Annotated in this window: 24 protein-coding genes; 11 read left to right on the forward strand and 13 right to left on the reverse strand. The window is 50.3% G+C overall.

Going from position 1 to position 26,817, the window contains the following annotated elements; genetic code table 11:
- Positions 1–29: 29 nt before the first annotated feature.
- Complete coding sequence (locus tag VN23_RS17685) at positions 30–716, forward strand: TIGR01621 family pseudouridine synthase (protein ID WP_046353752.1); 687 nt, start codon at positions 30–32, stop codon at positions 714–716.
- 93 nt (positions 717–809) lie between these two features.
- On the opposite strand, the gene VN23_RS17690 is transcribed toward VN23_RS17685, so the two are convergent.
- Both VN23_RS17690 and VN23_RS17695 read right to left on the reverse strand, forming a co-directional pair.
- Positions 810–1,577 (reverse strand): LytR/AlgR family response regulator transcription factor, encoded by a 768-nt coding sequence (locus VN23_RS17690; protein ID WP_046353753.1) that lies wholly within the window; start codon positions 1,575–1,577, stop codon positions 810–812.
- The gene (locus tag VN23_RS17695; RefSeq protein ID WP_046353754.1) at positions 1,546–2,589 is read right to left on the reverse strand and encodes a sensor histidine kinase; all 1,044 of its coding nucleotides are present in this window, start codon (positions 2,587–2,589) and stop codon (positions 1,546–1,548) included. Before VN23_RS17695 ends, VN23_RS17690 begins: the two co-directional genes overlap by 32 nt.
- A 53-nt stretch (positions 2,590–2,642) precedes the next feature.
- Here VN23_RS17695 and VN23_RS17700 point away from each other — a divergent pair, with 53 nt between their 5' ends.
- Both VN23_RS17700 and parE read left to right on the forward strand, forming a co-directional pair.
- Positions 2,643–4,139, forward strand: a complete 1,497-nt coding sequence (locus VN23_RS17700) for a YifB family Mg chelatase-like AAA ATPase (RefSeq protein WP_046353755.1) — start codon at positions 2,643–2,645, stop codon at positions 4,137–4,139.
- Between the two features lie 383 nt (positions 4,140–4,522).
- Positions 4,523–6,499: a DNA topoisomerase IV subunit B gene (gene parE / locus VN23_RS17705; protein ID WP_052746815.1), complete on the forward strand. Its 1,977-nt coding sequence runs from the start codon at positions 4,523–4,525 to the stop codon at positions 6,497–6,499.
- Between the two features lie 69 nt (positions 6,500–6,568).
- On the opposite strand, the gene VN23_RS17710 is transcribed toward parE, so the two are convergent.
- Positions 6,569–7,909, reverse strand: coding sequence for a M48 family metallopeptidase (locus VN23_RS17710; protein ID WP_052746816.1), 1,341 nt, complete (start codon positions 7,907–7,909; stop codon positions 6,569–6,571).
- Positions 7,910–8,120: 211 nt separating this feature from the next.
- Between VN23_RS17710 and VN23_RS17715 the strand changes: the two genes are divergently transcribed.
- The 4 genes from VN23_RS17715 (at position 8,121) to VN23_RS17730 (ending at position 11,404) form a co-directional block, all read left to right on the forward strand.
- On the forward strand, positions 8,121–8,654 hold the full coding sequence (locus VN23_RS17715) for a hemerythrin domain-containing protein (protein ID WP_046353757.1): 534 nt from the start codon (positions 8,121–8,123) through the stop codon (positions 8,652–8,654).
- On the forward strand, positions 8,651–9,832 hold the full coding sequence (locus VN23_RS17720) for an NnrS family protein (RefSeq protein ID WP_046353758.1): 1,182 nt from the start codon (positions 8,651–8,653) through the stop codon (positions 9,830–9,832). Before VN23_RS17715 ends, VN23_RS17720 begins: the two co-directional genes overlap by 4 nt.
- 215 nt (positions 9,833–10,047) lie before the next feature.
- Positions 10,048–10,665 (forward strand): 4'-phosphopantetheinyl transferase family protein, encoded by a 618-nt coding sequence (locus tag VN23_RS17725; protein ID WP_046353759.1) that lies wholly within the window; start codon positions 10,048–10,050, stop codon positions 10,663–10,665.
- A 265-nt stretch (positions 10,666–10,930) separates the two neighbouring features.
- Positions 10,931–11,404, forward strand: a complete 474-nt coding sequence (locus VN23_RS17730; protein WP_052746817.1) for a ProQ/FINO family protein — start codon at positions 10,931–10,933, stop codon at positions 11,402–11,404.
- A gap of 62 nt (positions 11,405–11,466) precedes the next feature.
- Here the strand turns inward: VN23_RS17730 and VN23_RS17735 are convergent, their stop codons facing one another.
- A complete protein-coding gene (locus VN23_RS17735; protein ID WP_046353760.1) occupies positions 11,467–12,456 on the reverse strand; it encodes a TDT family transporter in 990 nt (329 codons plus the stop codon).
- A 97-nt stretch (positions 12,457–12,553) separates the two neighbouring features.
- Between VN23_RS17735 and VN23_RS17740 the strand changes: the two genes are divergently transcribed.
- Positions 12,554–13,438, forward strand: a complete 885-nt coding sequence (locus tag VN23_RS17740; protein WP_046353761.1) for a LysR substrate-binding domain-containing protein — start codon at positions 12,554–12,556, stop codon at positions 13,436–13,438.
- A 463-nt stretch (positions 13,439–13,901) separates the two neighbouring features.
- A complete protein-coding gene (locus VN23_RS17745; RefSeq protein ID WP_046353869.1) occupies positions 13,902–15,665 on the forward strand; it encodes a SulP family inorganic anion transporter in 1,764 nt (587 codons plus the stop codon).
- Here the strand turns inward: VN23_RS17745 and VN23_RS17750 are convergent.
- The 8 genes from VN23_RS17750 to VN23_RS17785 form a co-directional block, all read right to left on the reverse strand.
- On the reverse strand, positions 15,568–16,281 hold the full coding sequence (locus VN23_RS17750) for an anaerobic ribonucleoside-triphosphate reductase activating protein (protein WP_046353762.1): 714 nt from the start codon (positions 16,279–16,281) through the stop codon (positions 15,568–15,570). The genes VN23_RS17745 and VN23_RS17750 overlap by 98 nt on opposite strands.
- Complete coding sequence (nrdD, locus tag VN23_RS17755) at positions 16,281–16,460, reverse strand: anaerobic ribonucleoside-triphosphate reductase (protein WP_046353763.1); 180 nt, start codon at positions 16,458–16,460, stop codon at positions 16,281–16,283. The genes VN23_RS17750 and nrdD overlap by 1 nt, the downstream gene beginning before the upstream one ends.
- Before the next feature lie 183 nt (positions 16,461–16,643).
- Positions 16,644–18,638 (reverse strand): ribonucleoside triphosphate reductase, encoded by a 1,995-nt coding sequence (locus VN23_RS17760; RefSeq protein ID WP_046353764.1) that lies wholly within the window; start codon positions 18,636–18,638, stop codon positions 16,644–16,646.
- Between the two features lie 564 nt (positions 18,639–19,202).
- On the reverse strand, positions 19,203–19,466 hold the full coding sequence (locus VN23_RS17765) for a hypothetical protein (protein WP_046353765.1): 264 nt from the start codon (positions 19,464–19,466) through the stop codon (positions 19,203–19,205).
- Between the two features lie 69 nt (positions 19,467–19,535).
- The gene (gene cobS, locus VN23_RS17770) at positions 19,536–20,264 is read right to left on the reverse strand and encodes an adenosylcobinamide-GDP ribazoletransferase (RefSeq protein WP_046353766.1); all 729 of its coding nucleotides are present in this window, start codon (positions 20,262–20,264) and stop codon (positions 19,536–19,538) included.
- Positions 20,265–20,434: 170 nt separating this feature from the next.
- On the reverse strand, positions 20,435–21,049 hold the full coding sequence (locus tag VN23_RS17775) for a histidine phosphatase family protein (RefSeq protein WP_082752832.1): 615 nt from the start codon (positions 21,047–21,049) through the stop codon (positions 20,435–20,437).
- Between the two features lie 383 nt (positions 21,050–21,432).
- Positions 21,433–22,470: a nicotinate-nucleotide--dimethylbenzimidazole phosphoribosyltransferase gene (gene cobT / locus VN23_RS17780; RefSeq protein WP_046353767.1), complete on the reverse strand. Its 1,038-nt coding sequence runs from the start codon at positions 22,468–22,470 to the stop codon at positions 21,433–21,435.
- Positions 22,471–22,555: 85 nt separating this feature from the next.
- A complete protein-coding gene (locus VN23_RS17785; RefSeq protein WP_052746820.1) occupies positions 22,556–23,161 on the reverse strand; it encodes a GGDEF domain-containing protein in 606 nt (201 codons plus the stop codon).
- A gap of 70 nt (positions 23,162–23,231) precedes the next feature.
- Here VN23_RS17785 and waaC point away from each other — a divergent pair, with 70 nt between their 5' ends.
- Both waaC and waaA read left to right on the forward strand, forming a co-directional pair.
- Positions 23,232–24,179: a lipopolysaccharide heptosyltransferase I gene (gene waaC, locus VN23_RS17790; RefSeq protein WP_046353768.1), complete on the forward strand. Its 948-nt coding sequence runs from the start codon at positions 23,232–23,234 to the stop codon at positions 24,177–24,179.
- A 117-nt stretch (positions 24,180–24,296) separates the two neighbouring features.
- Positions 24,297–25,565 (forward strand): lipid IV(A) 3-deoxy-D-manno-octulosonic acid transferase, encoded by a 1,269-nt coding sequence (gene waaA / locus VN23_RS17795; protein ID WP_046353769.1) that lies wholly within the window; start codon positions 24,297–24,299, stop codon positions 25,563–25,565.
- Between the two features lie 140 nt (positions 25,566–25,705).
- Here waaA and VN23_RS17800 read toward each other — a convergent pair whose 3' ends face one another.
- Positions 25,706–26,557, reverse strand: coding sequence for a DMT family transporter (locus VN23_RS17800; protein ID WP_046353770.1), 852 nt, complete (start codon positions 26,555–26,557; stop codon positions 25,706–25,708).
- Between the last annotated feature and the right edge of the window lie 260 nt (positions 26,558–26,817).

The raw sequence follows: 26,817 nt of genomic DNA on the forward strand, positions 1-26,817 counted from the left end.
TCATCGTAATCTCTTTAGCCTAGCCAAGCATGCCCCCACATACAAGCCACCCACTTATTGCCTTTGAGCATTCCGATTTTTTAGTCGCCATCAAGCCTGCAGGCTTATCTTTTCACCAAGAAGCAGGGGAGGCGGGTTTTGTTGAAGTATTACGCCAAGCGCTAGGCGGAATGCCGCTTTGGCCTGTGCATCGACTTGATAAACTGACTTCGGGTTTGCTGCTTTTTGCAAAAAATGCCGAGGCAGCCCGCTACTTTGGCGATGCTTTTGCTGAGCACCGAATTAATAAATATTACCTAGCCATCTCCGACAAAAAACCATCCAAAAAACAGGGCTGGATCAAGGGTGCAATGGAAAAGGGCAGGGGAGGCTCTTGGCGATTAAGTCGTGATGGCGAGTTAAAAGCAGCCACGCAATTCTTTAGCTATGGAGATATGCTTTATGGGCAACGATTGTTTATCCTTAGGCCACTCAGTGGCCGCACCCATCAATTACGCGTTGCCCTTAAGAGTTTAGGCAGCCCTATTTTGGGCGATGAGCGCTATGGCGGCACACCAGCAGATCGTGGCTACTTGCATGCATGGGCTTTAGATTTTGATTATCAGGGAGAACAGCAGCGAATTTTACTGGCCCCGGAAACAGGATTGGCATTTCAGGACTTAGAAGCGCAACTTGCAAAAATCGCAGCACCTTGGAATTTACCTTGGCCTAAGTAAAGACGAGGAGGGACTTGCGGCGCACTGCGCTCTTGCTTAGCGACTAAAACCCGTCGCACGCAAAGCTTCAAGTGCGCCCTACGCTGCTGAAACCTACCTGCCTTCGCTTTCCAGTTTTTTAAGCTCTTTAATCACATGCTGCTGCCTGCGGCTCACCGCCAAACGCTCGGGTAAATCGCGCAGAATCACTTGCCAGTGCGCTTCGCTCCCCCCCACGGCGGACTTCTCAAAGCCCGACATCATGTCCCGTGCCACCAAGCAGTTGCGATGAATGCGCACAAAATGATTGCCGAATTCTTCTTCTAAACGAGTCAGCGAGTCCTCGAGCAGATACTCGCGATCGCGTGTGCGCAGCGTAATGTATTTTTGCTCGGCTTTTAAATAATACGCATCCGAAACAGGAATTAAATGCACCCGACCACGCTCAGTGACGCTGAAATGGGTACGGGCATGACTGGCTGGCTCTGCTTGCGATCTGGCTGTTCGCATATCTTGCACCCGCTTTAAAGCGGAGATCAGCCGCTCTTTACGAATAGGCTTTAACAGATAATCAACCGCGCGCACTTCAAATGCAGCCACACCGTATTCTTCAAAGGCCGTAGCAAAAATCACCACAGGCGGGTGTGAAAAATGGCTTAGCTCGCGGGCCAGCTCAATACCGCTCATTTGCGGCATCTGAATATCCACAATCACCGCATCGGCATCGGCTTCCGCCAAGGCTGCAAGGGCGGCCATGCCACTGGTGGCTGTGCCAACAACATCGTGCGGGCATTCATCAGCAACGTCCGCCAGCACATCTTGCAGCCTGCGCAAGGCGGGGATTTCATCATCAACAAGAAAAAGGCGCAGTGGCGTTCCCATGGGGAATCTCCCGGTAAGGCAAGACAATATGTACTTGATAATAGTCGTTATTCGCGTAAGTGCTTAGATTGGCTTCTGCATCAAAGTGGAGCAGCAAACGCTGACGAATATTTTCTAGCGCCATACCATTGCCTCGATGCTGACTTACCGTCCCTGCCGGCGGCAGAGAATTTCTAATCCCTAAATGAATATGCTTATCTTTAACAGCGATGCTAATTTGCACAGGGCCTGGATTCAATATAGGTTCTACACCGTAGTAAATGGCATTTTCTAATAAGGGCTGCAACAAAAGTGGCGGTAAAACAGCAGACAGCGCTGCCTGAGTAATATCCCATTCCACTTTCAGCCTATCGCCTAATCGTACGGCTTCAATATTTAAATAGCGGCGTGCAACCACCAACTCACATTCCACGGTAGAAAGCTGCTGCTTATCAACCATCACCACCCTGAATAAATCTGCCAGATCTTCTAGTACTTGCTCTGCCCGCCTTGGCTCGCTACGGATTAATGACAGCACCGCATTCAGGCTATTAAAAAAGAAATGCGGGCGTATCCTAGCTTGTAAAGCCGCCAGCCTTGCTTCAGTCAACCTAGGCGACAACGATTTCCAGCGCAAACGCAGGTAAAGCATTAAAGACACTACCAACATCATGGTAAACAGAAGCGCAGGAAGCAAGGCAGTTACAGGTTGTAACACCGAGAACAATAATTTTCTCTGCACCAATACCATGAGCATCGCTAGCGCGCTCACCAGCAAAACACCTGATCGATAAGATAATCGATGAAGCCAGGGCATCAGCAGCGCCAGCAACAGCAGCAAGCTAAGCAGAGGAGGCACGACCCACATGGCCGCCTCGCCCAATCTTAAAGGCCATTCTTCCCAGCTTGCCAAACCCAGCAACACATAAGCCAGCATGCCCAAATGCACCAGCAGCAAAATACGTAATATCACACCAAAATTACGAAAATCAGGCAGCGGCACAACTTCTTCGGCCGGCTTATCAAGCAACATACGATTACCCCATTTGTTATCTACACTAAAAGAAACCTTCACAGGCGTTTTGCATGTCTCTCGCCATTATTCATAGCCGTGCCATGATAGGAATTGAAGCAAGTGCCGTGCTGGTGGAGATCCATCTTGCCAACGGCCTGCCTGCTTTTAACCTGGTAGGGCTGCCCGATTTAGAAGTCAAAGAAAGCCGTGAGCGCGTTCGTGCGGCCTTGGCCGTTTGCGGCTTTGAGTTTCCCAACCGGCGAATTACTGTAAACCTTGCACCTGCTGACTTACCCAAATCATCCGGCCTGTTCGACTTACCCATTGCTGTAGGCATTCTGGCAGCCAGTGGCCAGCTTCCTTTAGAGCAGCTGAACGATTTTGAGTTCGCAGGTGAATTAGGGCTATCGGGTGAATTACGCTCTATTCGTGGTGCGCTAGGTATGGCTTGGGCTGCGCAAAAAGTAGGCAGAACACTGATTCTGCCGGCAGATAGCGCTGCAGAGGCCGCCTTGCTCAGCAGCGCCAGCGTACTTTCTGCCAATCACCTCATGCAAGTTTGCCGGCATTTACTCGGTAGCGATCAGCTAGCGGTCGCGGTGCCAATCGCCATTGAAGCCCCGCCCGCCATGCTCGATTTAAGCGAAGTAAAAGGCCAGCAGCAAGCCAAACGCGCCTTAGAAATTGCGGCCGCAGGCAGACACAGTCTGCTCCTGATAGGCCCGCCGGGCACAGGTAAATCCATGCTGGCACAACGTTTACCCAGCCTCTTGCCGGATATGAGCGAGCTGGAGGCGCTGGAAGCCGCCAGAATTCAATCCTTAGGCAAAGAGCGGCTAGATGCCAGCCGCTTTGGTGTGCGCGCCTACCGATCACCGCATCACACAGCATCAGCAGTTGCCTTGGTGGGTGGCGGAAGTGTGCCACAGCCGGGTGAGATTTCTTTGGCGCATCACGGAGTGTTGTTTTTAGACGAATTGCCTGAGTTCGATAGAAAGGTTCTGGAAGTATTGCGTGAGCCACTGGAAAGCCAAAAAATCCATATTGCCCGTGCCGCACACTCCACCGAGTTTCCTGCTGACTTTCAACTCATCGCCGCCATGAATCCCTGCCCCTGTGGCTTTTTGGGCCATCCTAAAAAAGCCTGCCGCTGCACGCCCGATCAAATTGCCCGCTACCGGGGCAAATTATCCGGTCCCTTTATGGACCGAATCGACTTAGTGATCGAAGTGCCATTATTACCAGAAAATACCCTATTAGCCGCCGCCACTGGAGAACCCTCAGCGCTAGTCAGAAAACGCGTGGCGGCAGCTCATCTCAGGCAAGCAAAACGGCAAAACACGCCCAATGCCCGCCTGAATGGCAAACTTCTTGAGCAACACTGCCCCCTAAACGATGAAGCGCGCGGCCTGCTACAAAATGCCATTCAAAAACTATCACTCTCAGCCCGCGCCACCCACCGCGTGCTAAAAGTAGCCAGAACCATTGCCGATCTGGCAGGGGATGAAGCCATCAACACAGCGCATATTGCAGAGGCGATTCAATATCGGCGTGGCTTGGGTGGGTGACTCGCACGCGAAGCAGGTTTAAAAAGTTCTGTAGACACAGAGAACGCTAAGAACACAGAGCACACGGAGAAAAACAAAGTGTTTCATAGGGTGTACAACGACACAATCATTGCACACCGAAATCGGAGCACAACGACTTGCACTCCCTATCACTTCCAAAATCGCCACCCCCGAGTGCCTTTATCGGGGCTCCAGCAGTGTCACTAGATTCTCGACACACCGCTCGGAAATGACGATTTTTAAGTCTTTATGAACAGCTCCAACGATCACATGGCAAGGCTAGCTCCCTGCCTGCAGGTTTTATTTATGTAGCCTTGTGGTAGTTATATTTGTCTCAGCTTGCTAGACTCGCGACAACTTTAGTAATCGGTTTCACGTGAAACATGGCAACTCCTAAATACGACGAATCTTCCGTTAAGGTCTTAAAAGGCCTTGATCCTGTCCGGCACCGGCCCGGCATGTACACCCGCACCGATAATCCTCTGCATATTTGCCAAGAGGTGATCGACAACGCCGCCGACGAGGCTTTGGGCGGCTATGCCACTCAAATCGACGTGGTGCTGTACCGCAATCAAAGCGTGCGGGTCAGCGATAATGGCCGAGGCATTCCGGTAGGGCTGCACCCTGAAGAAGGCGTGCCGACGGTGCAGGTCGTATTTACCCAGCTGCACGCTGGCGGTAAATTTGATAAAAAAGATGGCGGCGCTTATGCGTTTTCCGGCGGTTTGCATGGCGTGGGCGTTTCGGTCACCAATGCCTTATCCACGCGTTTAGAAGTTGAAGTTAAACGTGAAGGCCAGCAGCATCGGCTTGTGTTTGGCTCCGGGGATGTGATCGAGCCACTGGTGGTGCTAGGCACTTGTGCCAAAAAAGACAGCGGCACCAGCGTGTATGTAGAACCTGATCCTAAATACTTTGATTCACCCAATATTCCGTTGGCCGATCTGGAACATCAACTCAAATCCAAAGCGGTGCTCTTGCCGGGGCTAGTGGTTACTCTGGCAATTGAACAGGCTAATGGCGAGCTGATTAATAAAAGCTGGTGCTATCCGGATGGCTTAACGGGCTATTTATCTGAAAAAGTAGCTGGCTATACCCAGCTGATCCCGATCTTTGAAGGCGAGAAGTATATCGAGCAGGTAGACGATACTTTCTCGCTGGGTGAAGGCTGCGCTTGGGCGCTGACTTGGACCGAAGACGGCCCGGTTAATCGCGAATCCTATGTAAATTTGATTACTACACCAGTCGGTGGCACGCACGAATCCGGCCTGCGCGATGGGGTGTTTCAAGCAGTTAAAACCTTTATCGAATTCCACAGCCTGCTGCCTAAGGGCGTAAAAGTGCTGCCGGAAGATTTATTTGGCCGATGCTCTTTTGTGCTCTCGGCCAAGATTCTGGACCCGCAATTCCAGGGCCAGACCAAGGATAAGCTAACCAGCCGCGATGGCTTAAAGCTGGTCTCTACCGTAGTGCGCTCGCCCTTTGAAATCTGGCTGAATCAACACGTTGATCTGGCTAAAAAACTAGCCGAACTTTGCATCCGCGCGGCGCAGGCTCGGCAAAAGAACTCGCAAAAAGTTGAGAAGAAAAAATCCTCCGGCGTGGCGGTACTACCCGGCAAGCTAACCGATTGCGCTTCGGACGAAAGCGAGCGCTGCGAGTTATTCTTGGTTGAGGGTGATTCAGCGGGCGGCTCGGCCAAGCAAGGCCGGGATAAGGATTTCCAGGCCATTCTGCCACTGCGCGGCAAGGTGCTAAACACTTGGGAAGTCGATCGCGATCAGATTTTTGCCAATAATGAAGTGCACGATATGGCCGTGGCGATTGGCGTTGATCCGCATACGCTGGACGACAGCAAGGTTGATTTATCTGGCCTGCGCTACGGCAAAGTAATCATCATGTCGGATGCGGACGTGGATGGTAGCCATATTCAAGTGCTGCTACTCACGCTGTTTTACCGCCATTTCCCACAGCTGATCGCCCAAGGGCATGTCTATGTGGCACAACCACCGCTTTACCGTGTGGATGTAGCAGGCAGCGGCAAGGCCAAGCCTCCACGTAAATTCTATGCGCTGGATGAAGGTGAATTAACCGCGATTCTGGATAAGCTGCGTGTAGAAAAAATCCGTGAAAACGCGTGGAGCATCAGCCGCTTTAAAGGGCTTGGTGAAATGAATGCCGAGCAATTATTTGACACCACTATGAATCCAGACACGCGTCGTATGCTACGTGTAGGTATCAACAATGACGTGGCCCTCAATACCCGTGAACTGATGCATATGCTGATGGGCAAATCCGAAGCCAGCAGCCGTAAAGCGTGGCTAGAAGCACGAGGTAATGAAGCCGAGGCAGATGTTTAAGCTATAGCGTTTAAGTCCGCATAAAAAAAGGGCCACAGATTTTATTCTGCGGCCCTTTTTTACATTAAATTACTTTAAAAATTTCAGTAATTTACCCAGAGTCGTCGTAGGTTCTGGCGCTGTCATCCCTGCTTCTGACTCATCAAACGCTAAAGTACAATCATCAGGCAAGGCAGCCGCATCCACTTTGCCCGTAATACTACAAGCCCAGCTGATCGTGCCATCATCACCAGCAGAAGGGCTCAAAATAATTTCCTTATCCTGATGTGGTGCATTTAGAGCTAAGCTCAACTCGGCTGATTCCGGGTTTATTTGCACGCTTTTAATCAAGCTATTCGCTGGAATTTTAAAGCCTAATCCCTCAACAGCTTCTGGCATATACTGGGTTTCTTCATAGAAGTTTCCCACCAGCTTGGCCGCAACCATTCCCTGTGTATAGGCCTGGCTTAATTCAATATGTGTTTTTGCATTCAGCGCTTTAGTCTGATAGCTGGAATACGCTGATATTGAAATAGGCACCAGAATCAACAGCAGATAAATATAAACAACCATCGCGCCAATCAAACCAAAACCCGTATTTGGAATCGTGGCAGAAATCAGCCAGGCAAATATATTACGGCGAGGAAATACAGCCGCATCGCCATTTTCTACGCGGGCAACGCGTTTGCACAGCCAAGGGTAATCAGCAGTTAATTCATTGACTGCCATCCAGAAACCATCAGTATCTTTAGCTTGAGCGATATAGGCTTGGGTATTCAAGCTTTTCCAACGGCTGCTACCCGCTGCTAATACGGCCAGTGCATGCACCGCACTTTGCTTATTGCTCGTGCAAGCTAAGCCATACTGATCGCAGCTATATTCTCTGGCACGAGAATACGCGGTGCCAAGCAAGGGAATCCAGCTAGCAAAAACCAGCCACCAGTGGTGTACTAAATGCTTTTGCGCAATATGGCCTAACTCGTGGCCAATATAAAAATTTAAAGCTTCGGTATCTTCTTGCAAAGCATCAACAATATCACTCAGCAGCACCACGTAATACCGGCGCAAAAACCGGGTAGCAAATGCGTTTAATGCGCCATTACCCGTCATTAAATAAAATTCTGGCCGCTTATTTAATCCTACAATCTGGCAGCAGTTTTCAAAACGAGCGTGTAAATCAGGAAACTGCTCAGCAGTAACACGCACGCCATTGCCACGTACATAAGAAATAAAATACGAGAACCCAAATAGGCCGATGAGATAAAGCACCAGCATAATAATCCAGATAATACCAAAGGTGACCAGCGTTAAAGCCAGCCAGCTCAGGCCTGAAATCACCGCCATGATCACAAATAAACGCTGCTCATTAGCGTATGGCTTGATCACTGCCCTTTGGCCATTTACTGGTGGTGTTGAAGCTTGGTCTTCCATAATGCCCCTGCAATTTTTTACAAAGCGGCGATTATAGCGGCTAATCCAAAAATTACTTAACCGAATCTGACTATTTTCATTCGTAGTAGTTAGTAAAAATACTTACAAGTGTAAGACTGCGATCATCGATTCTTTTTGGCTTAAATCAAACCACAATCCTCATACCTGCGTAGAATCCGACTAAATTAGTCGGGAATTAAGGAGAGGCATCATGTCATTGTTTTCTACCGAAACGGTCACCTTTGAAACCCCCATTGCCATGCTCATGGCCTGTCACGATAAGGTGCGCCAGTACGCTGATCTAACGCTCAAGCTAGCTCAATATCTGATTAAAGAGGGCGCAGATGCCAAGGCACAAGACGCTGCAGCTGGCATTTTGCGCTATTTCGACGTAGCAGCCCCGCTGCACCACGACGATGAAGATCTCGATTTATTTCCGCTGCTTAGCCAATACGGCGATGCTGAGCTGCAAGCCATCATTGCATCGACCAGCGCCGAGCACGAAACACTAGGCCTGCTCTGGCAAGATATCCGCAGCTATTTAATTCCACTGGCAGCAGGGCAAGGTGGCAGCTTGCCACTGCCTTTGGCAGGCGAATTTGCCAAGCGCTACACCGACCACGCCGATCTGGAAGAAGCCCGTATTTACCCCAGCGCCGAACTACTACTTGACCCGCCCACACTAGCAGCAATAGGGCAAATAATGGCTGATCGGCGTAACACCGATCAGGATAAAGCCTTATGAAAACATTTCTCAGTGCTCCTCACCGTATTGGCTTTTTTTGCGGCACTTTATTGCTGATCGCAAGCCTTACTTGGTGGGCCAGCGAAATGCTACTCAGGGCCAGCGGCAGCACCATGCCCAGCAGTATTGCGCCAATGTTTTTGCACGGCTATCTGATGCTGTACGGATTTTTCCCGCTGTTTATGCTGGGCTTTATCTACACCGCGGGGCCTAAATGGCTGGGCGTGGCCAGCCCCTCTGCCAAACTCTATGTACCGATTTTTATCACCTACGCCATAGGCAGCGCCCTCTTGATTGCCGCGCTATTTTGGCAGCCACTGCTTAGCCTAGGCATTGCCCTGCACTGGATCAGTTGGGGAGCCGCCTGCCTTGTCTGGCTAAGCCGTGTGCGGGCCAGCAGCGCGCCGGATCGCGCCCACGCCATTCGTATTGCACTTGCCTTTGCCATGGGCTGGATAGGGCAGGCTCTGGCGCTGTATTGGGCCGTATTTGGCGCAACGACGGGCTGGCTGAGTATGATAGAAATCGGCTTATGGGGGTTTTTACTGCCGGTGTATTTAACCGTTAGCCACAGAATGCTGCCGTTTTTCTCTGCCAACGCTATTTCTAACTACAGCGCATGGCGGCCACTATGGCTGTTAAACGCCATGATTGCCTTGTCTTGGGGTCATGGAGCCTTAAAGCTGGCTCATTTCAACAGCCTACCTGTTGATGCCATATTTGCTGGGCTGCTGCTCTATACCAGCTACCGCTGGCGTCTATTTGCCTCACTCCAAAACCGGCTCTTAGCCATGCTGCATTTAGCCTTTGCTTGGGCGGCGGTCGCTATGCTGCTTTACACCGTACAAGATACAGCCATGCTAGCAGGCTCAACCATTCTGGGATTTGCACCGCTACACGCCATCAGCATCGGCTTTTTTGGCACGATGTTGCTGGGCTTTGCCACAAGGGTGAGTCTGGGCCACGCAGGCCTGCCGCTCATCCTCAGCCGCCTTGCCTGGACACTTTATTGCCTGCTGCACGGCGTAGCCATTGCCCGAGTATTGGCCGAAGTGCTGCCCTGGCAAAACACCCTGCTCTGCGCCGCAGCCTTGGGCTTTTTACTATTAGTGGCCTTATGGGGCAGCCGCTTTATGCCGGTGTATTTGAAGCCGAGGGCGGATGGGAAGGCGGGGTAGCTTTAATCTCCACATAAAACCCAAACCTTAAACCACGGAAGAAAGGGAGAACACGGAGGGCCACGGAGAAAAACATACACAAGGTTTTTTCCGTGAAACTCCATGTTCTCTGTGCCCTCTGTGTTTCAAGATTTGGGCTTTACACTGAGGGAATTTCCGCTGCTGTGTACCGTACCAAGGTATATCATTCCCCATCCTTTACCCTTGGTTTACACATGCTTCACGCCGAAGTTCTTCTTACCCAAATCTCTAATCCTTCGCTAAGCAGCGATTCGCTCTCGGCCAGTAGCAAAGCCAAGCTAGCGACGATGCAATCACCCGCCCGCGTTCAGCAATTTATTCTTGGCCGCATGCTGCTTGCCCAAGCAGCAGCACGGGCCTTAAATATCAATTACTCAACGGCGGATATTGAAGAAGGCGAGTTTTTCCCCTATTTAAGACTAGCCACTCATTTGCACGCCAGTATTTCGCATAGCGGAGATAGCTTGGGGGTAACGGTTAATACTGAACGAGTGGGGCTCGATATTGAAAGCTGCCGCCCTAAGGCCAATATCGCCAAGCTGGCCGTCTTTGCACTGCATCAGGATGAAGCCAGCTGGGTGAACGCCATAGAGGCAGAATCTCAAGAGCGTTTTTACCTACTTTGGACGCTGCGTGAAGCGGCTTTTAAAGCAGGGATTCGTGATCAGGTGATTCGCGGCAGCAGCCTTGTTCACGATCAAATCATTCGCACAGATTGGCATTGGTGTAGTGAAAGAGAGCAGCAGCTAAGGGTAAGTATCGCTGCGAAAACGCCCTGCACTATGGTTTTAATCCACAAACCCTGCCTTTAATCCCTTAGCCAAGTGCAGTCTGTCAAATAATGCCCGCTTTAGATATTTACTGAAAAACAGGTAAAAATTTAGCCTAAAAGGCAAAAAATAGCTGAAAAACTGAGTTTACAGACCTTAAATCATCGTTTTTTATTGTTTTTCAGTACAGCAAGCAAGCTTGCGCCATGTTTTGAAAGGGACTGATAAGCGACACTTTGCGATAGTACGGTATATGCAAACGCAGAGTTAAGGTAAGCTACCCCTTCATACCTACCCTAGTTTTCTAATGATGACCGATCAAAATTCAGCTTTAGCTCAAGCATTCCAATCTGCCATTGGCGAGAAATCTGCCCGTCAACAGCAAATTATGATTATCGAATTACTTTATCAGCGTTATCCGGTGATGAAGCAGTTCAAGCCTTTAATGATCGGTGTTCATAAAGAGCTAGAAAAAGCACTGCCACAATTTGGTGCAAATCATGTGCACCGCGCCATTGCGGCCCACTGTCGCAAGGTGCGTTACCTCAAATCGGTAGCGCGCGGCGGTAAGCGTTTTGATCTGAACGGTAAGCCAGTTAGTGACGTTACCTTAGAAGAAAAAACTGCAGCGGCTAAGTTTGTACAAAATATCGAAGATCGCAAAAAGCCAGCAACAGCCGTAGTTGCAGAAGAAGCAGCGGTTGAGCAGCTAGTGGTCGCTACTGCCAGCGAAGTGATCTCTGAAGCAGTAATCACCGACGCAGAGAGCAAAGCAGAGTAAAGCGCTTTAGCTCCATAGAAAAAGGCCGCAGCAGCGGCCTTTTTTATTCCCCCAAATATCCCCTATCTTTGCACCAATTGCCCTGCTTTATAAACCACACCACCGCCATCCTTTGCCATAAAAAACATCACATATCGCAGCACTACATAGCCCACAATCACCGTGGCAATGCCTAATTCAAACTGCGCCAACCATTGCACCTGCTGCACATAGGGTGCGGCAAATTCCCATTGCCCAAGCAGATGGCTGACTTTAAATAATGCTGTAGCGCCAATCACCAATGGGAAAGTAAAGGCAGCGTAGCCCGGTGAAAAAGGCAGGCTCAGCAGCTTGAAAAAAGCGAGGTAGATAATGCCTGTCATCAGCAGGGCAATCCCAAACAACAGCGCCACAATCAGTAACGACGGCTCGGTGGTTACTGTTAAGTAGCCAGCGAGTGAGAGGCTGGCAGGAGCCGCCAAAATGGCAATGGTTGGCTTGGCCGCATCAGGTACTTCGTGGCTAAAGATCAGACGATAGAGCATCAGCGGCAACATCACGGCGTAGCAAAATATTCCGAACCACAATAAACCATTCGCAAGGGCCGCAAACTGCCCGCCGGGGAAAGCCACATCGGCCACGATAATACCTACCGGCGGCACAAACCAGCTTGGCAGCATATGGTGAATTTCAAAGTCTTTAGCGCGGTGCCAGATAAACATCGCCAGAAACACCATATGCAAGATCACGGCAAACAACCACAGGCCCTCAGCAAAATCAGGGGCGAACTGGCCTGATGCCTTAGACACCACCATCGTTGCCATTGCAAAGGTAGGCACTACGCTGCCCACGACGGGGTGAGCTAAATCTTTCAGAAGCAAACGGGGGTGAAGCACAAATTTGAAAGCTAAGATAAGTAACAGCAAGGCAGCAACCACAGCGCCTAATAACTGGGCTTTACCCGAAAAATCGCCAGCGTTTTCCCAACACCATCCAAGGCTGGCAAGGCCTAAAGCTAAGCCCGCCATAGGGGTAGGGGCAGCGGCAAGTAATTGATGAATTCGCTTAAACATACGACGACCTTCTTATTTATTGCAGTACAAATAGAATAACGCCCAGATATTGTTTATCATATCTAAATGATTTGAATGAGGCGTTTAGTAAAATCAAATGAAGCTCACTCTGCAACAGCTAAAATCCTTCGCGGCCATTGCCCGCTATGGCAATCTTGGCACGGCAGCCAATGAGCTATGCCTGAGCAAGGGCGCCATTTCTCAGTCTTTGCAAGAGTTAGAGCGCCAGCTGGCAACGCCGCTGTTTGATCGGGTTCATCCGCGCCTGCAATTGAATGCAGAAGGTAAATTATTACAGCCCGTGGCCGAAGAAGTACTCGCCCGAGTGCAAGACATTGAAACGATGTTTGCCAGCGATAGCGGGCCCATTGGCCAGCTTCGCCTTGGAGCCACCCAAACCATAGGCAACTATCTGCTGCCAATTCTGCTGGCGCGCAGCGAGCAGGCCACTACGCCGCGCATATCCATTGCCAATACCCATATCCTGAGCCACGCACTCGCGCATTTTGAACTAGACCTCGCCTTAATCGAAGGTGAGAACCACCACCCGGATTTAATCGCCGACCCTTGGCTGCAAGATGAAATGTGCATTGTGGCCGCAGCCACTCACCCCTTAGCCAAGCAGGCTGAGTTGACTATCTCTGCATTAAGCAGCGAAACATGGGTGCTGCGTGAGCCTATGTCTGGCAATCGGGAACAATTTGAGCAACTGATCCAGCCACAGCTCAGCAACAGCCGAATCGGGCTGGAGCTAAATACCCTAGAGGCGGTGATGTTGGCGGTAGAGCAGGGGCTAGGAATCACCTTTATATCCAAGCTAGCAGCACAAGACCGTATCGATAACGGGCGATTAGTCTGCCTAGCCATGCAGCAACGCTTCCCACGCCAGCTTTACCTTGCGTGGCATAAACAAAAATACCACTCCGCTGCCTTGCGCCGGTTTATTCAGTTTTGTAGGGATCAGGCGGGGGTGATTTGCTAGCTAATACCTTTCATTTACAAGCATTGAATCATCGTAGGGCGGGTGCAACCCCATACGCGCTAGCCAAGTTGTTTTTTATTAGCAAACAGCAAAAAAACACAATAACCACGCGCTCTGCATAGGGCCTTTTAAAGTCCCCTTGAAACACGCCGAAGCGAGGAACAAGCGGGGCGGGGGATCGCTTGGGAGCGAGGAACGAGCCAATCCCGCCCGCCGCCGACTCGATTGTCCGCAGCGCAGGGGCCTTCGTGGTTTTGAGTTTGTCGCTTGGCTTCGTTTCTTGGCGAAGCAAGAAAGGAAGCCCCCGCGGTGGCTAACCGCTCCAAAATCAACGTGCCGAAGGCACTAAAAAGCTCTTTTTGATTTTGGTTAGCGCATATGGGGTGCAACCCGCATGTTTTTCAGCATCGCTCGCGGGTTGCACCCGCCCTACATACAGCTCAACAAGCAACAGGACTCAGCATTGAATAAATTCTTTCTACGCACCATCCCTGGGCTGGCCGTATTCTTTAATTACCCACGGGACTGTTGGCGGCAGGATTTGCTGGCGGGATTGTCTGTGGCGTCCGTCGCACTGCCGGTGGGCGTGGCCTATGCCCAGCTGGCGGGGATGAGCCCGATTGCCGGCCTTTACGCCAGCATTCTGCCCATGGTGGCCTATGCGCTATTTGGATCATCCCGGCAGCTGATTGTTGGGCCAGATGCAGCCACCTGCGCCATGGTGGCCTCAACTCTGCTGCCGATGGCAATGGGAAATTCCGAGCTGTATATCTCGCTTTCTGTCGCTTTGGCGCTAATTACCGGGCTGTTTTGTCTGCTGGCCAGCCGCTTTAAGCTAGGTTTTTTGGCCGACTTTTTATCTCCGCCTATCTTAGCGGGCTTTTTAAACGGTGTAGCGATCAGCATTGCGTTGGGGCAGCTGGGTAAATTGCTTGGTTTTACTTTTCATAAGCATGATTTTATTGGCCGTATCCTCGAGCTGCCAGATCGCCTGCCTGAGCTTCATCCAAGCACCGCCCTGATCGGCATTGGCACGCTGTTAGCCATTCAAATTATTAAACGCCTCTTGCCTAAGCTGCCCACCGCCTTAGTTGCCATGGGCCTTGCTGCGCTGGTGATCTTTAGCCTGAATTTACAAGCCGCAGGCATCGCCATCATCGGGCTATTACCCGCTGGGCTGCCCACTTTGCACTGGCCCACCATCCCCAGAGCCCATCTGGGTGAATTACTCGGCGCAGGGGCGGGGCTGGCGCTGATCAGCTTTAGCAGTGCCATTCTGACCGCCCGCAGCTTTGCCGCCAAAAACCGCTATGAGATCGATGCAGATAGGGAATTTACCGCGCTGGGCATGGCGAATATTGCCGCTGCGTTTTCACAAGGCTTTGTGATTAGCGGTGCGGACTCCAGAACGGCAGTGAATGATCATGCCGGCGGTAAAACTCAAATGGTGAGCCTGGTCGCGGCGGCGTCTATCGCCATTGCCATCGCGCTGTTTACTACTCCGCTGCAATATGTGCCGATTGCAGCTCTGGCCGCCGTACTGATTACAGCCTCGTTTGGGCTAATGAGTTTTGCCAATTTTATTTATTTTCGCCAGGCCAGCCGTGGCGAATACGGCATTGCCATCCTCACCGTGATTGGCGTGGCCTGTGTAGGCGTGATGCAAGGCATGCTGTTTGCCGTATTAATGGCTACGCTGCGACTATTAATTAAAATTGCCCGCCCGCATGAAAGCCTCTTGGGTGTTTACCCTGGAAAAAACAGCTTTCACGACCTATCCCACCACCCCGGCGCAGCGCCGATTGATGGCATGCTGGTGTATCGCTTTGATGCCTCGCTTAATTTCTTTAACGCCAATTACTTCCGCCAGCGCGTTTTATCTTTAGCCGATGGCGCAGCAAGCCAAGTTTCATGGGTGGTGCTGGATACCGTACCGATTAATCAAATCGATATTGCAGGCATCGAAGCGATTATTATTTTGCAAAGAGATTTAAAAGAGCGCGGCATCGCCCTCGCCTTAGCAGGGCGCAAAAAACAGACCGAATTTATCGCCGCCAGACACCATAAGCTGGATGAATTACAAGCCAACTTTCTGATTTTCTCTAGCGTAAAGCTGGCCTATCGGGCATTCAGGCAGCAAGTGTTGATACGTACTGAAACGACGCAAACTGCTGCTCAATTGCCGCTAAGGTGGCAGGCTGAGGAAAATGAAGCTGCGCAGAATTAATCAGCGCAGGCTCGATACAGCCAGCTGGCCTGAAGGATTGCAAGACATAGCGCCTCACCCCTAAGGCGCTTAAAGTTCGGGCAAGGGCAATCAGCTCATCCTCGCTATGCAAGCTGGGGTGGATGGTGCTGCGGCATTCCAGCGCCACCTTGCTCGCCAATAGCAGCTTTAAAGAAGCACTGGCAACAGCACCACTGCCTACTACGGTGGTGATCTTTTCGTAGCGCATAAAATCGCTTTTAATATCGAAACCCACCCAATCCAGATAGGGCAAGCATTCCTGTAAACGCTTGGGATAAGCGCCGCCGCTATGCAGGCCAATTTTGAAGCCTAGCGCTTTTATACTACGCATCATCTCGGGTAACTGAGGCTCGATCAGTGGCTCACCGCCCGAAAAAACCACCGCATCCAAGAGGCCACGGCGCGTTTTTAACCAGATCAGGATTTCATCCCACTGTGGTGCTGCATCGTGCTGCTCACGCGCTTGTAAATGCGGATTATGACAATAACCACAGCGCCAAGGGCAGCCCGCCAGAAAAATCACGCAAGCCAGCTCGCCGGGATAATCACAGCTAGAAAACGGCACCAAGCCGCCAATCTTGGGCGCGGGCATCATTAGAAAACGGTATTACATTCGTTAAAAAATTGCCTTTCTTTAAACTCACCTTTTTTACCAATATTAAAGCTGCTCACCGGCCGGTGATAACCCATCACCCGCGTCCAAACTTCGCAGCGAGTACGTTCTTCATCTTTAAGCGCAGGGACCAGCTTGGCTTGAACCGATAAATCACTCATGATTTTTTCCTTTATTTATTCAAATTTGCACAAAAAATATCTACAGCGAAATTTGCAATTTTGCTAAACCTTGAACCACTGAGAAAAATGAGAGCACAGAGGACACAGAGAAAATCGAATCGTTTTTCTCTGTGAAACTCTGTGTCCTCTGTGCTCTCTGTGGTTCAAGATTTAACAGACTACTTATGCAGCAGCACAGCTTTTCTTCGCCAGCAACTCGCCATCGCACTTTGGGCAAAACTCGTGATGGCCGCTCAGGTAGCCGTGTTTCGGGCAGATAGAGAAGGTGGGCGTGATGGTGATATAGGGCAGGCGATAGTTAGTCAGCGCTTTTTTCACCAGCGCTTTACACGCTGCGGGGCTGGAAATTGCCTCGTTCATATACAGATGCAAGACCGTGCCGCCGGTGTATTTACGCTGCAATTCCTGCTGACGGCCCAAGGCCTCAAACGGATCATCGGTAAAGCCAACCGGCAGCTGGCTGGAATTGGTATAGAAGGGCTGCTCCGCCGTGCCTGCTTGCAAGATATCGGGGTAAAACTTCTTATCTTCTTTGGCAAAGCGATAAGTCGTGCCTTCGGCGGGCGTGGCTTCTAGGTTATAGAGATGGCCTGTTTCTTCCTGAATTTCAGTCATTTTGGCGCGAATATGATCCAGCAGGCGTATCGCTAAGGCGTAGCCTGCTTCACTGCTAATATCGTCTCTATCATCGCTAAAATTGCGAATCATCTCGTTAATACCATTTACCCCAAGCGTACTGAAGTGATTACGCAGCGTGCCTAAGTAACGCTTGGTATAGGGGTAAAGACCACCATCAATTAAGCGGCCAATCAATTTGCGTTTAATTTCTAAAGATTGCTTGGCCAAATCCATCAGCTGATCAACACGCGCTAGGAGGCCCGCTTCATTGCCTTTGAATTCGTAACCAATCCGCGCGCAGTTAATGGTCACCACGCCCAGCGAGCCGGTCTGCTCGGCCGAGCCAAATAAACCATTGCCGCGTTTTAATAGCTCGCGCAGATCAAGCTGCAAGCGGCAGCACATAGAGCGCACCATATGCGGCTCTAGATCAGAATTTAAGAAATTCTGGAAATAGGGCAGGCCATACTTAGCGGTCATTTCAAACAAAAGATCGGTATTGGGGTGATCCCATGCAAAATCTTTGGTGATGTTGTAGGTGGGAATAGGGAAAGTAAACACACGGCCCAGCGCATCGCCTTCCATCATCACTTCGATATAGGCGCGGTTGATCATATCCATTTCGGTTTGCAAATCACCGTAGCTAAATGGCATTTCCTTGCCACCCACATAGGGGATTTGTTCGCGCAAATCTTCTGGGCAGATCCAATCGAAAGTCAGATTGGTAAACGGCGTTTGCGTGCCCCAGCGGCTGGGCACATTCAGGTTGTAAATCAGCTCTTGGATATATTGCTTTACCTGCGTGTATTGCAGATTATCGGCACGAATAAACGCCGCCATATAGGTATCAAATGAGCTAAATGCCTGAGCGCCCGCCCATTCATTTTGCAAAGTACCTAAAAAGTTAACAATCTGGCCGATGGCGGCTGAGAAATGCTTAGGCGGCTTGGCTTCTACCTTGCCCGGCACGCCATTAAAGCCTTCTTGCAAGAGGCGGCGTAAAGACCAACCCGCGCAATAGCCAGATAGCATATCTAAATCATGAATATGCATGGCACCAGAGCGATGCGCCTCGCCAATTTCTGGCGGATAAACATGGCTTAACCAGTAATTGGCAATCATTTTGCCGCTGGTATTTAAAATCAGCCCGCCCAAGCTCCAACCCTGATTAGCATTGGCATTGACCCGCCAATCAGATTGATCCAGATATTCATTAATCGACGATTCAACATCCACCACCGTGCGCACATCGGAGCGCAAACGGGCGTGCTGGCTGCGGTAAGCAATATAGGCGCGAGCTGTTTTTAGATAATGGTATTGCAGCAGTGCTTCTTCAGCCTGATCCTGAATCTGCTCGATGGTGGGGGTGAGATCACCCTGCAAGCGGCTGCTAATCAGCGTACTTAAGCGTATTGCTTCTGCCTCATCAAACTCGCCAGTTACGCGGCTAGCATTCAGCAGGGCAAGGCGAATTTTATCAAGATCAAAAGGCACGATGCGGCCATCGCGTTTCAGCACATATTGCGGGTATATGGTCATTTTTCCCCACCTGGATCAGGGTAGAATATTTTTACAGACCACAATATATGGTGTTTTATCTAAGGATGCTTAGCTAGATATGGGGCATTTGATCAGAATCAAATACTTTCAGAATAGATTTGCAGAGCGGGCAGAATGCCCACTCAGGAGAAGAAATATTAGCAATAAAATATTGCGGAGCGATCATCTTTTTAGTGCCTTCGGCACGTTGGTTTAGGTGCGGGCGTCCCGCTGGACCTTCCTTTCTTGTGTGGCCAAGAAAGGAAGCGAAAGAAGGCCACCCCACAAAACACGAAGGCCCCTACGCTGCGGACAATCGAGTCGGCGGCGGTCGGGATTGGCTCGCTGCCTCGCTCCCTTGCCGAAACCCCGCCCCGCTTGTTCCTCGCTACGGCGTGTTTCAAGGGGAGATTTAAGCCCAGTGCCACTAGCCGCGATGCAAATTCTAATTGCTGGGTTTTAAAACACTTAAAAACCGATTCAAACCTTGTTTTTCTCTGTGAAACTCCGTGTTCTCTGTGTCCTCCGTAGTTCAAGATTTGGGTTTCTGTTGCATAACATCAGTTAATAATCAGGCTGGCCGTGTGCGGTCAAAATATAATCGTTTTTTTCCAGCTCCATCAGCTCGCCCACATAGGGTTGCAGCAGGGCAATACGGGCGGCATCTAGCATATAAGAGAGCTTCATTTCAGGATCTGGCTGATCTTGCTCATGGCGAAATAAGCTAAACAAAAACTCAACGCTGATGGTTTCGGCAATGGCCAAATGCCCGATAAAACCGCCATCCATGCCTTTTTCCCAGACTTCAATATTGCGGATAATCTTCATAAACCGTTCCTATAAACACCAAAATCAACGTTTTTTATAGAGCGCGCAACAACTGCGTAGTGGCACACCCTATATGACCAGAACAAGCACGCAAAATAATAGCCCAGTTTCAGTGATTTCTATTCCCGCGCCTAGGCAATCCCCTGTCATCCCACCCAATTTATGCATCAGCCATTTGGCATAAGCCAAAATCAGTAAGGGGGCCATCATTAATGCGGGAACTATAAAATAGGACAGCAGCAAAAGTGCAGCCAAAAGAATATACAACGAGTAGCTGGTTTTTTGCCAGGCAAATTGCTCTGCCATACCAGGCGCTAAAGCGGGTAAGCGGCTCCAATACAAAACGCCGAAGCGCGCCCATGCGGGGATCAGCAAAAGCGCCAGCCATTCTTGCTGCTTTGCCAGCAGCATTAAGAGCACCAGCTTGGCGGCAGATTGGCAAATCAGCGCCAGCACACCAAAGCTGCCCAGATGCGGGTCTTTCAGCACCGCCAAAAAGCGTTCCGGATCACGATGCGCAGCGCCTAAGCCATCCGACATATCGGCAAGGCCATCTAAATGCAAGCCGCCGGTAATCCATGTCCAGAGCAAAAACCCCACCAAAGCCGCCAGCCAGGGATCTGCTTTAGCAGCCAAAAACACCACCGTGCTTAAAAAAGCACCAATCAATAGCCCAACCACAGGAAACCACGGCGCGGCAGCTGCGAGTAAAGTGGGTTCAAACTGACGAATCTGCGGCGTAGGCAGGCGGGTTAAAAACTGCACCGCCAGCACAGGCTCGCGCCAATCAAATTTCATTTTTTATTCCTATTTCGTAATGACTCTGGTGCGCTAAAACAGATACCCACAAGAAACACATAAGGCACGAATAAATGGATCATTTCTCTTGGTTTTCTCCATGAAACTCCGTGTTCTCAAGACCGAAGTAGTTCAAGGGTGGGTTTTGTTCGCACAGCTATTCCAATAGCTCACTCACCCAACACAACTTCATTATCAATCCCCTGCAAAATAGGCGGATATTCATCGTCCCAATAAAGAGTCATCATTCCCGCATGCGCCAGCCAAAACTGGCTATGCCGCGCTGCGGGCAGGCCCAGCCACTCTAGTAATAGCGCTTTAGCCACACCACCGTGGGTAATCAACACCCGATGACCCCCTTCGCTAAGGGGTAGCCACGCACGAAAAGCGGCATTCACTCGGGCAGAAAAATCCGTCCAGCTTTCAATGCCCGCAGCCGTATTTTCCTCTAGATTGTGTGACCAAAGTGCCCAAGCAGCCTGCTGTTGTTCGCTCCATTGGAGCTTAGCTAAACCATCCAGCTCACCAAAGCTCATTTCGCGCAGATTACGATCGATATGGCAACCCAGCCCTGACGTTGCCGCCAATTGCTGGGCAAAGCCCGCACAGCGGCTTAAATCAGAGCTGGCAATGCTACTTGGAGGAAAGCGAACAAAGTGATCATTGCGACTAGCCAGCTGCTGCTCACCCAAGGGCGACAAAGGCAGATCGGTATGACCGATTAACATCCCCGCCGGAGCAACCGTAGCGCCATGCCGCAAAAGAGTAAGCCGGAAACTACTCATGATTTCATACCGAAAGCTTGCAAAAGTTCTGTAGACACAGAGATCGGTGAGAACACGAAGCACATAGAGAAAACCCTATAAAAGGTTATAAGCAGTACATCCAAGCTGAAGTGATGCTCCATACAAAAACCAAAATCTTAAACCACGGAGGAAAAAGAGAACACGGAGGGACACGGAGAAAACCTTACGTATGTTTTTCTCCGTGTCCCTCCGTGTTCTCTGTGGCATCGAGGTTTCAAGATTTGGGTTTTATATTGAGATGGAGGTTCCGCTGCTAAAGCCACTCTTACTCAACACGATTTAACTCTTATGCCTTTCTCTGTGTGCTCTGTGTTCTCACCGATCTCTGCGTCTACAGAACTAAAGTTTTTTTAGACAAATGCTTACTTCGTCGTAATCCCTGCGGATGAAAACGTGGCCATATCGCGATGCAAGGCAAGGGCGCTTTGGATGAGGGGGAGGGTGAGCGCCGCACCGCTGGCTTCGCCTAAACGCAAGCCCAATTGCAAGATGGGTTCCAGCTGCAAGGCCGCCAGCGCATGACGATGGCCTTTTTCATCCGAGCAATGGCTAGCCAGCAGCCAATCGGCCACTTCGGGCTTGTTTTTAACAGCGACCAAGGCAGCGGCTGTTGTAATAAAACCATCGAGTAATACCGGAATACCCACTTCGGCAGCGCCGGTATAAAAGCCAGCCAAAGCGGCGATTTCTAAACCGCCGACTTGCATCAGCCAATCTTTAGCAGTCACTGCTCCAGCAGCACGGGCACGGGCCAGCGCGTCTTTTACCACTTGAACTTTATTCTCACGGCTTTGGGCTGAAATACCTGTGCCCAGGCCAACAATTTCTGTCGGATCGATATCCGTCAAAGCACAAATCAGCGCGGCGGCGGCCGTGGTATTGCCGATGCCCATTTCGCCGCCAATCAAGAGCGTTTTGCTACGCACGAGGCCTTCTTGTGCGCTGCCTACGCCAATTGTCCAAGCTTTATTGCATTCTTGCTCGCTCATTGCAGGCTCAAGACGCAAATTAGCGGTTCCTGCACGCACTGGCACTCTAAATAGCTGGGCGCTACTACCCGCCGTAACGGCGTAATGACTGGCAACACCCACATCGACTACCGAAAGACTAGCTCCTGCTTCGCGGGCCAAGACGCTAATTGCAGCACCACCTGCCACAAAATTAGCTACCATTTGGCCAGTCACTTCGGCAGGGAAGGCAGACACGCCCTCGCTTGCCACACCATGATCTGCAGCAAAAACCACGATTGCAGCTTGTAAGCGGCTAGGCATGGCCGAATTTGAGCGTGCAGCAAACCAGATTGCCAACTCTTCAAGTTTGCCTAAGCTGCCCTGCGGCTTGGTTAATTGAGCTTGGTGAAGACGTGCAGCAGTAGCAAGGGCTTGATTTGGAGTAGACATACGGAAAGCCAAGCAAAAAGAATGCACCGTAGACGATGCACATTCATCGTGCAAGTAGATAGTAAAGGACATCTGACTTAAAGCATTAATACATGACTTTATTTGGCCCCACCGCCATTGCACTTTGCAATGCAATATCTGCGGCTAATAATAGATCTTCTAAGCTATCCATTTCATTTTTAGTTTGTGCCACACCAATGCACACCGTCATGGTGAATGCTAAGCCGTCAGGCATACATATTCTATTTTCCGCAGATTTTCTACGAATACGTTCTGCCACTACAATTGCACCATCTAAGGGTGTATCAGGTAGGAGCAGGGCAACTTCTTCACCTGAGAAACGAGCAATCAGATCAAAATCACGCACGCTTTGGCGACAAGCTTCGGCCAAATGATTTAACGCTAAATCTCCGCCAATATGGCCGTAAGTTTTATTCAGATGGCGTAAATCATCAACATCAATAATTAAGCAGGTAAGAGGATTAGAAAACCGTTGGCTGCGATTAACTTCCCGCGCGGCAATATCCAAGAAATGCCGACGGCTGGATAGGCCTGTAAGCGTGTCTTTTCCTATTAAGCCGGTTAGTTTAATTTTCTCTATACGGCGTAAATGCTCGCTCCATAGCCATAGGTTAAACATAATCAGCGCCAGTATCCAAGGCAATAATAGTAAACCATCATCGATCATCATTTACTAACCCTGTAACAATTCATCTTTGTCAGTGTAGTTCTTATAAAGCAAGTGCGGGTAGAATGCTGCCATGTTTCAGACCCTCATTATTCGTCTCTCCTCGATGGGAGACATCATCCATAATTTCCCTGCTCTTAGCGATTTAGCAAGGCATAGGCCCGATATCTCCATCGATTGGGTGGTAGAAGAGGGCTTTGCTGCCTTGCCTGCCCTACACCCCGCTGTGCGTACGGTTATTCCTACCGCATTGCGCCGCTGGCGTAAGGCTCCGCTTCAATCAAAAGCAGAATTCCTAAACTTTCGCAGCCAGTTACGCCACTGCCAATACGATTTGATTCTTGATTCACAAGGCTTAATTAAAAGCGCCTTTATTGCGAAGCAAGCACTTGGCCCAATTAGTGGTTACGACAAGGCATCGGCAAGGGAAGGCTTGGCCAGTTTGGCTTATCAAAACACCTACCCAGTGTCACCTAATCAACATGCCATCACTAGAAATCGCCAATTAAGCGCGCAGGCATTTAACTACACAATCGATGACAATATCGTTTATGGCCTCAGTGTTCCCAAGCTCGACTTAGCATGGCGGCCGGCTCATTACGCCGTTTTACTCTCGGCAACCAGCCGAAGCGATAAGGAGTGGGCAGAAGAAAACTGGATTGCTCTTGGCAAGCGCCTAGAAGCCATGGGTATCTGCAGCGTATTACCCTGGGGTAATACTCTAGAGCAAGAGCGCAGCCAGCGGCTTGCCACAGCCATCCCGCATGCGGTTTGCCCACCACGAATGAGCTTAAAAGAAGCCGCATCGCTGCTTGCATCCAGCCAGGTTGTGGTTGGCGTAGATACCGGCCTTGCCCATCTTGCCGCTGCCGTTGCCGTCCCCGTGATCGCCATTTTTTGCGCATCAGACCCTCAGCTCACAGGCGTATTAGCCAGCAGCTATGCCGTTAATTTAGGCAGCAATGGCGCGCCACCAAGCTTGGAATCCGTTTGGCAAGCCACACTGGATGGAATGAAATGAGTTGCTGGGTTTTACGATATGTCGCTCAGATTAATGAGGGCAGAGCATGAGCTGCGAGCAGCTACGTCGCGTGGCTCTGTTTACCCACCGTCTAACAAATCGAACTGGAGATAGAGCATGAGCCGCTGGCTTTATCGCGCGCTGCTCTGCTGCGTTTTCCCGCTTATTTTTTTATATCTGCTTAAACGCTCTAAACGCCAGCCAACTTATCGCCAGCACTGGCGTGAGCGGCTGGGCTTTTACGCCAGCACGCCAGATAGCAGGCCACTCATCTGGCTGCATGCCGTATCGGTAGGTGAAACCCGTGCCGCAGCGCCCTTAATTGCGGCGCTTAAAATAGCCTATCCTCAGCACCGTTTTTTAATCAGCTGCATGACGCCAACAGGCCGAGCCACCGCGCAAGAATTATTTGCCGACTTCGCCGAAATCGTCTATCTGCCTTACGACTACCCCAGCGCGGTAGGGCGCTTTTTAGCACATTTCCAGCCCAGCTTTGGCGTACTGATGGAAACCGAGATCTGGCCCAATCTGATCCACGCATGTGCAGATCACAAGATGCCCTTGTTTTTAGCTAATGCGCGTTTATCCGAGAAATCACTCAAGGGCTATTTAAAGATCCGCTCCTTAATCAAGCCTGCCGTCGCTCGCCTTGCCGGTGTATTGGCACAAAGCGAAATGGATGCAGCACGCTTAAAGCAATTAGGCAGCAGCAACACGCATATTGTCGGCAATATCAAATTTGATAATCTGCCCGATGAAAGCGCCATCGCCCATGGACTAAGCTGGCGTTGCAACTTTGGCCCCCGCAATGTGCTGCTATTTGCATCCAGCCGAGATGGCGAAGAAGCTTTGCTGCTCGATGCTTTAGCCACTTGGCCCGAATCACTGCTATTAATTCTGGTACCACGCCATCCACAACGCTTTGAAGAAGTCGCAACGCTTTTAGAGCAGCGTGGTTTGCAGGTATTAAAACGCAGTAGCTGGGATGAGGACCCTGTAGCAAACCATGTGCAAGTTTTGCTAGGCGACTCGATGGGAGAAATGACCCGCTACTACGCAGCCAGCGATCTAGCCATTATCGGCGGCTCCATCCTGCTCTTCGGCAGCCAGAACCTGATCGAAGCCTGCGCCCTGGGCACACCCGTATTACTTGGCCCATCCACCTATAACTTTAGTCAGGCGGCTACGGAAGCCATCGCCAGCCATGCCGCATGGCAGGGCAATGACATCCACGCCATCATCAAACAAGCCATGCATTTATTTGCCCACTTTGATGAGCGCAAAACCATGGGACTAGCAGGCAAAACCTTCGCCAGCGCGCATCGGGGCGCTACCCAGAAGCTGCTTTCTTATTTGCCACCTACCATAGAAAAACCCAAATATTGAACCACGGAGGCCACAGAGAACACGGAGTTTCACGGAGAAAAACAGAAATTTAACTATTTTCAAATCCATTTTCGTAGGGTGTACAACGACGCAGAAAACGGTGCGCAAGAAAAACAACTTGCACACCCTACGCCTTTTTCTCACCCCCTCCCTCGCTGCGCCAGCAAATGCACCGCCAGCCCTAGCAAAATACACGCCGTTCCCCAAATCAAAGACCCAGAAACTTCTTCGCCATTCAAGCTATGCCCCATCCAAAGCGCTGATGGAGGGGTGATCAGGGAAATAAGTGACACGGTAATTGGCTTGCATTCGCGGATCAGCCAGTAATACAAACTAAAGCCCAGCACCGAGCCAAACACCGCCAGATAGCCAATCGCAGCTAAGCTCTGCTTGGGAAAAGCTAAATTTGTGACATCGGTTTGCCATACACACACCGTGCTCAGCACCACAGTTGCAATCATTAAGGCTCCGGCATTCACCGCCAGTGGCGATTGCCCAGCGGCTAGTTTTTTAAGCTTTACGGCTGCAGCCGCCTGAATCAATACCGCAAGCAACACCACAGCCACACCCAATACGCCGCTTAAACGTAGTTTTTCTGCAAAAACAATCAGCAAACCTGTGATACCTATCACCATTGCCAGCATTTCAAAACGACTTAGCTTTAGCCCAAAGCTCCACCATGAAAAACCGGCTGTAGCCAAAGGAATCAAACCAAATAACACGGCAACCAAGCCCGACGATACCGTTTGTGATGCCCAATAAACACAAAGCATAGATAAAGACGTGCCCAGCCCGGCACAAGCACTTGCTGACCAACTGCTCCGAGGGATTTTTTGTTTCCAGATAACTAAAACCAACAGCGCTAATGCAGCTGCTAGCCCAAAACGAGCAGCAAGAGCAGCAGAGTAGGGTACGCCTTGCACACTCCAGTTAATCGCCAAAGGCGTGGTAGACCAAAGCAAAACCAATACGAAATAAGCTATTTTTTGCATAGATTCATCTTGTTTTTTTCAGCTTTTCTATGCATCAATTCCAACAGAAATAATGCAAGACATAAAAAGTGAGTAGATTCGAGCGAGTATCTAGGCATACTATCTTGCCTTCAATGCAAGCCCACTCATACTAAAAGCAAATGTCCCTGCTGTTCTTCATTCAGTTGCAAGGACATTGTGACATTTTGCATGCAGAGTGCAGGCTTGATAATTAGCTACAATCCCATCCTCAATTGTTCCACGTGAAACCATGACTCAGC

This window comes from Janthinobacterium sp. B9-8 (assembly GCF_000969645.2).
Taxonomy (GTDB): Bacteria; Pseudomonadota; Gammaproteobacteria; order Burkholderiales; family Chitinibacteraceae; genus Iodobacter.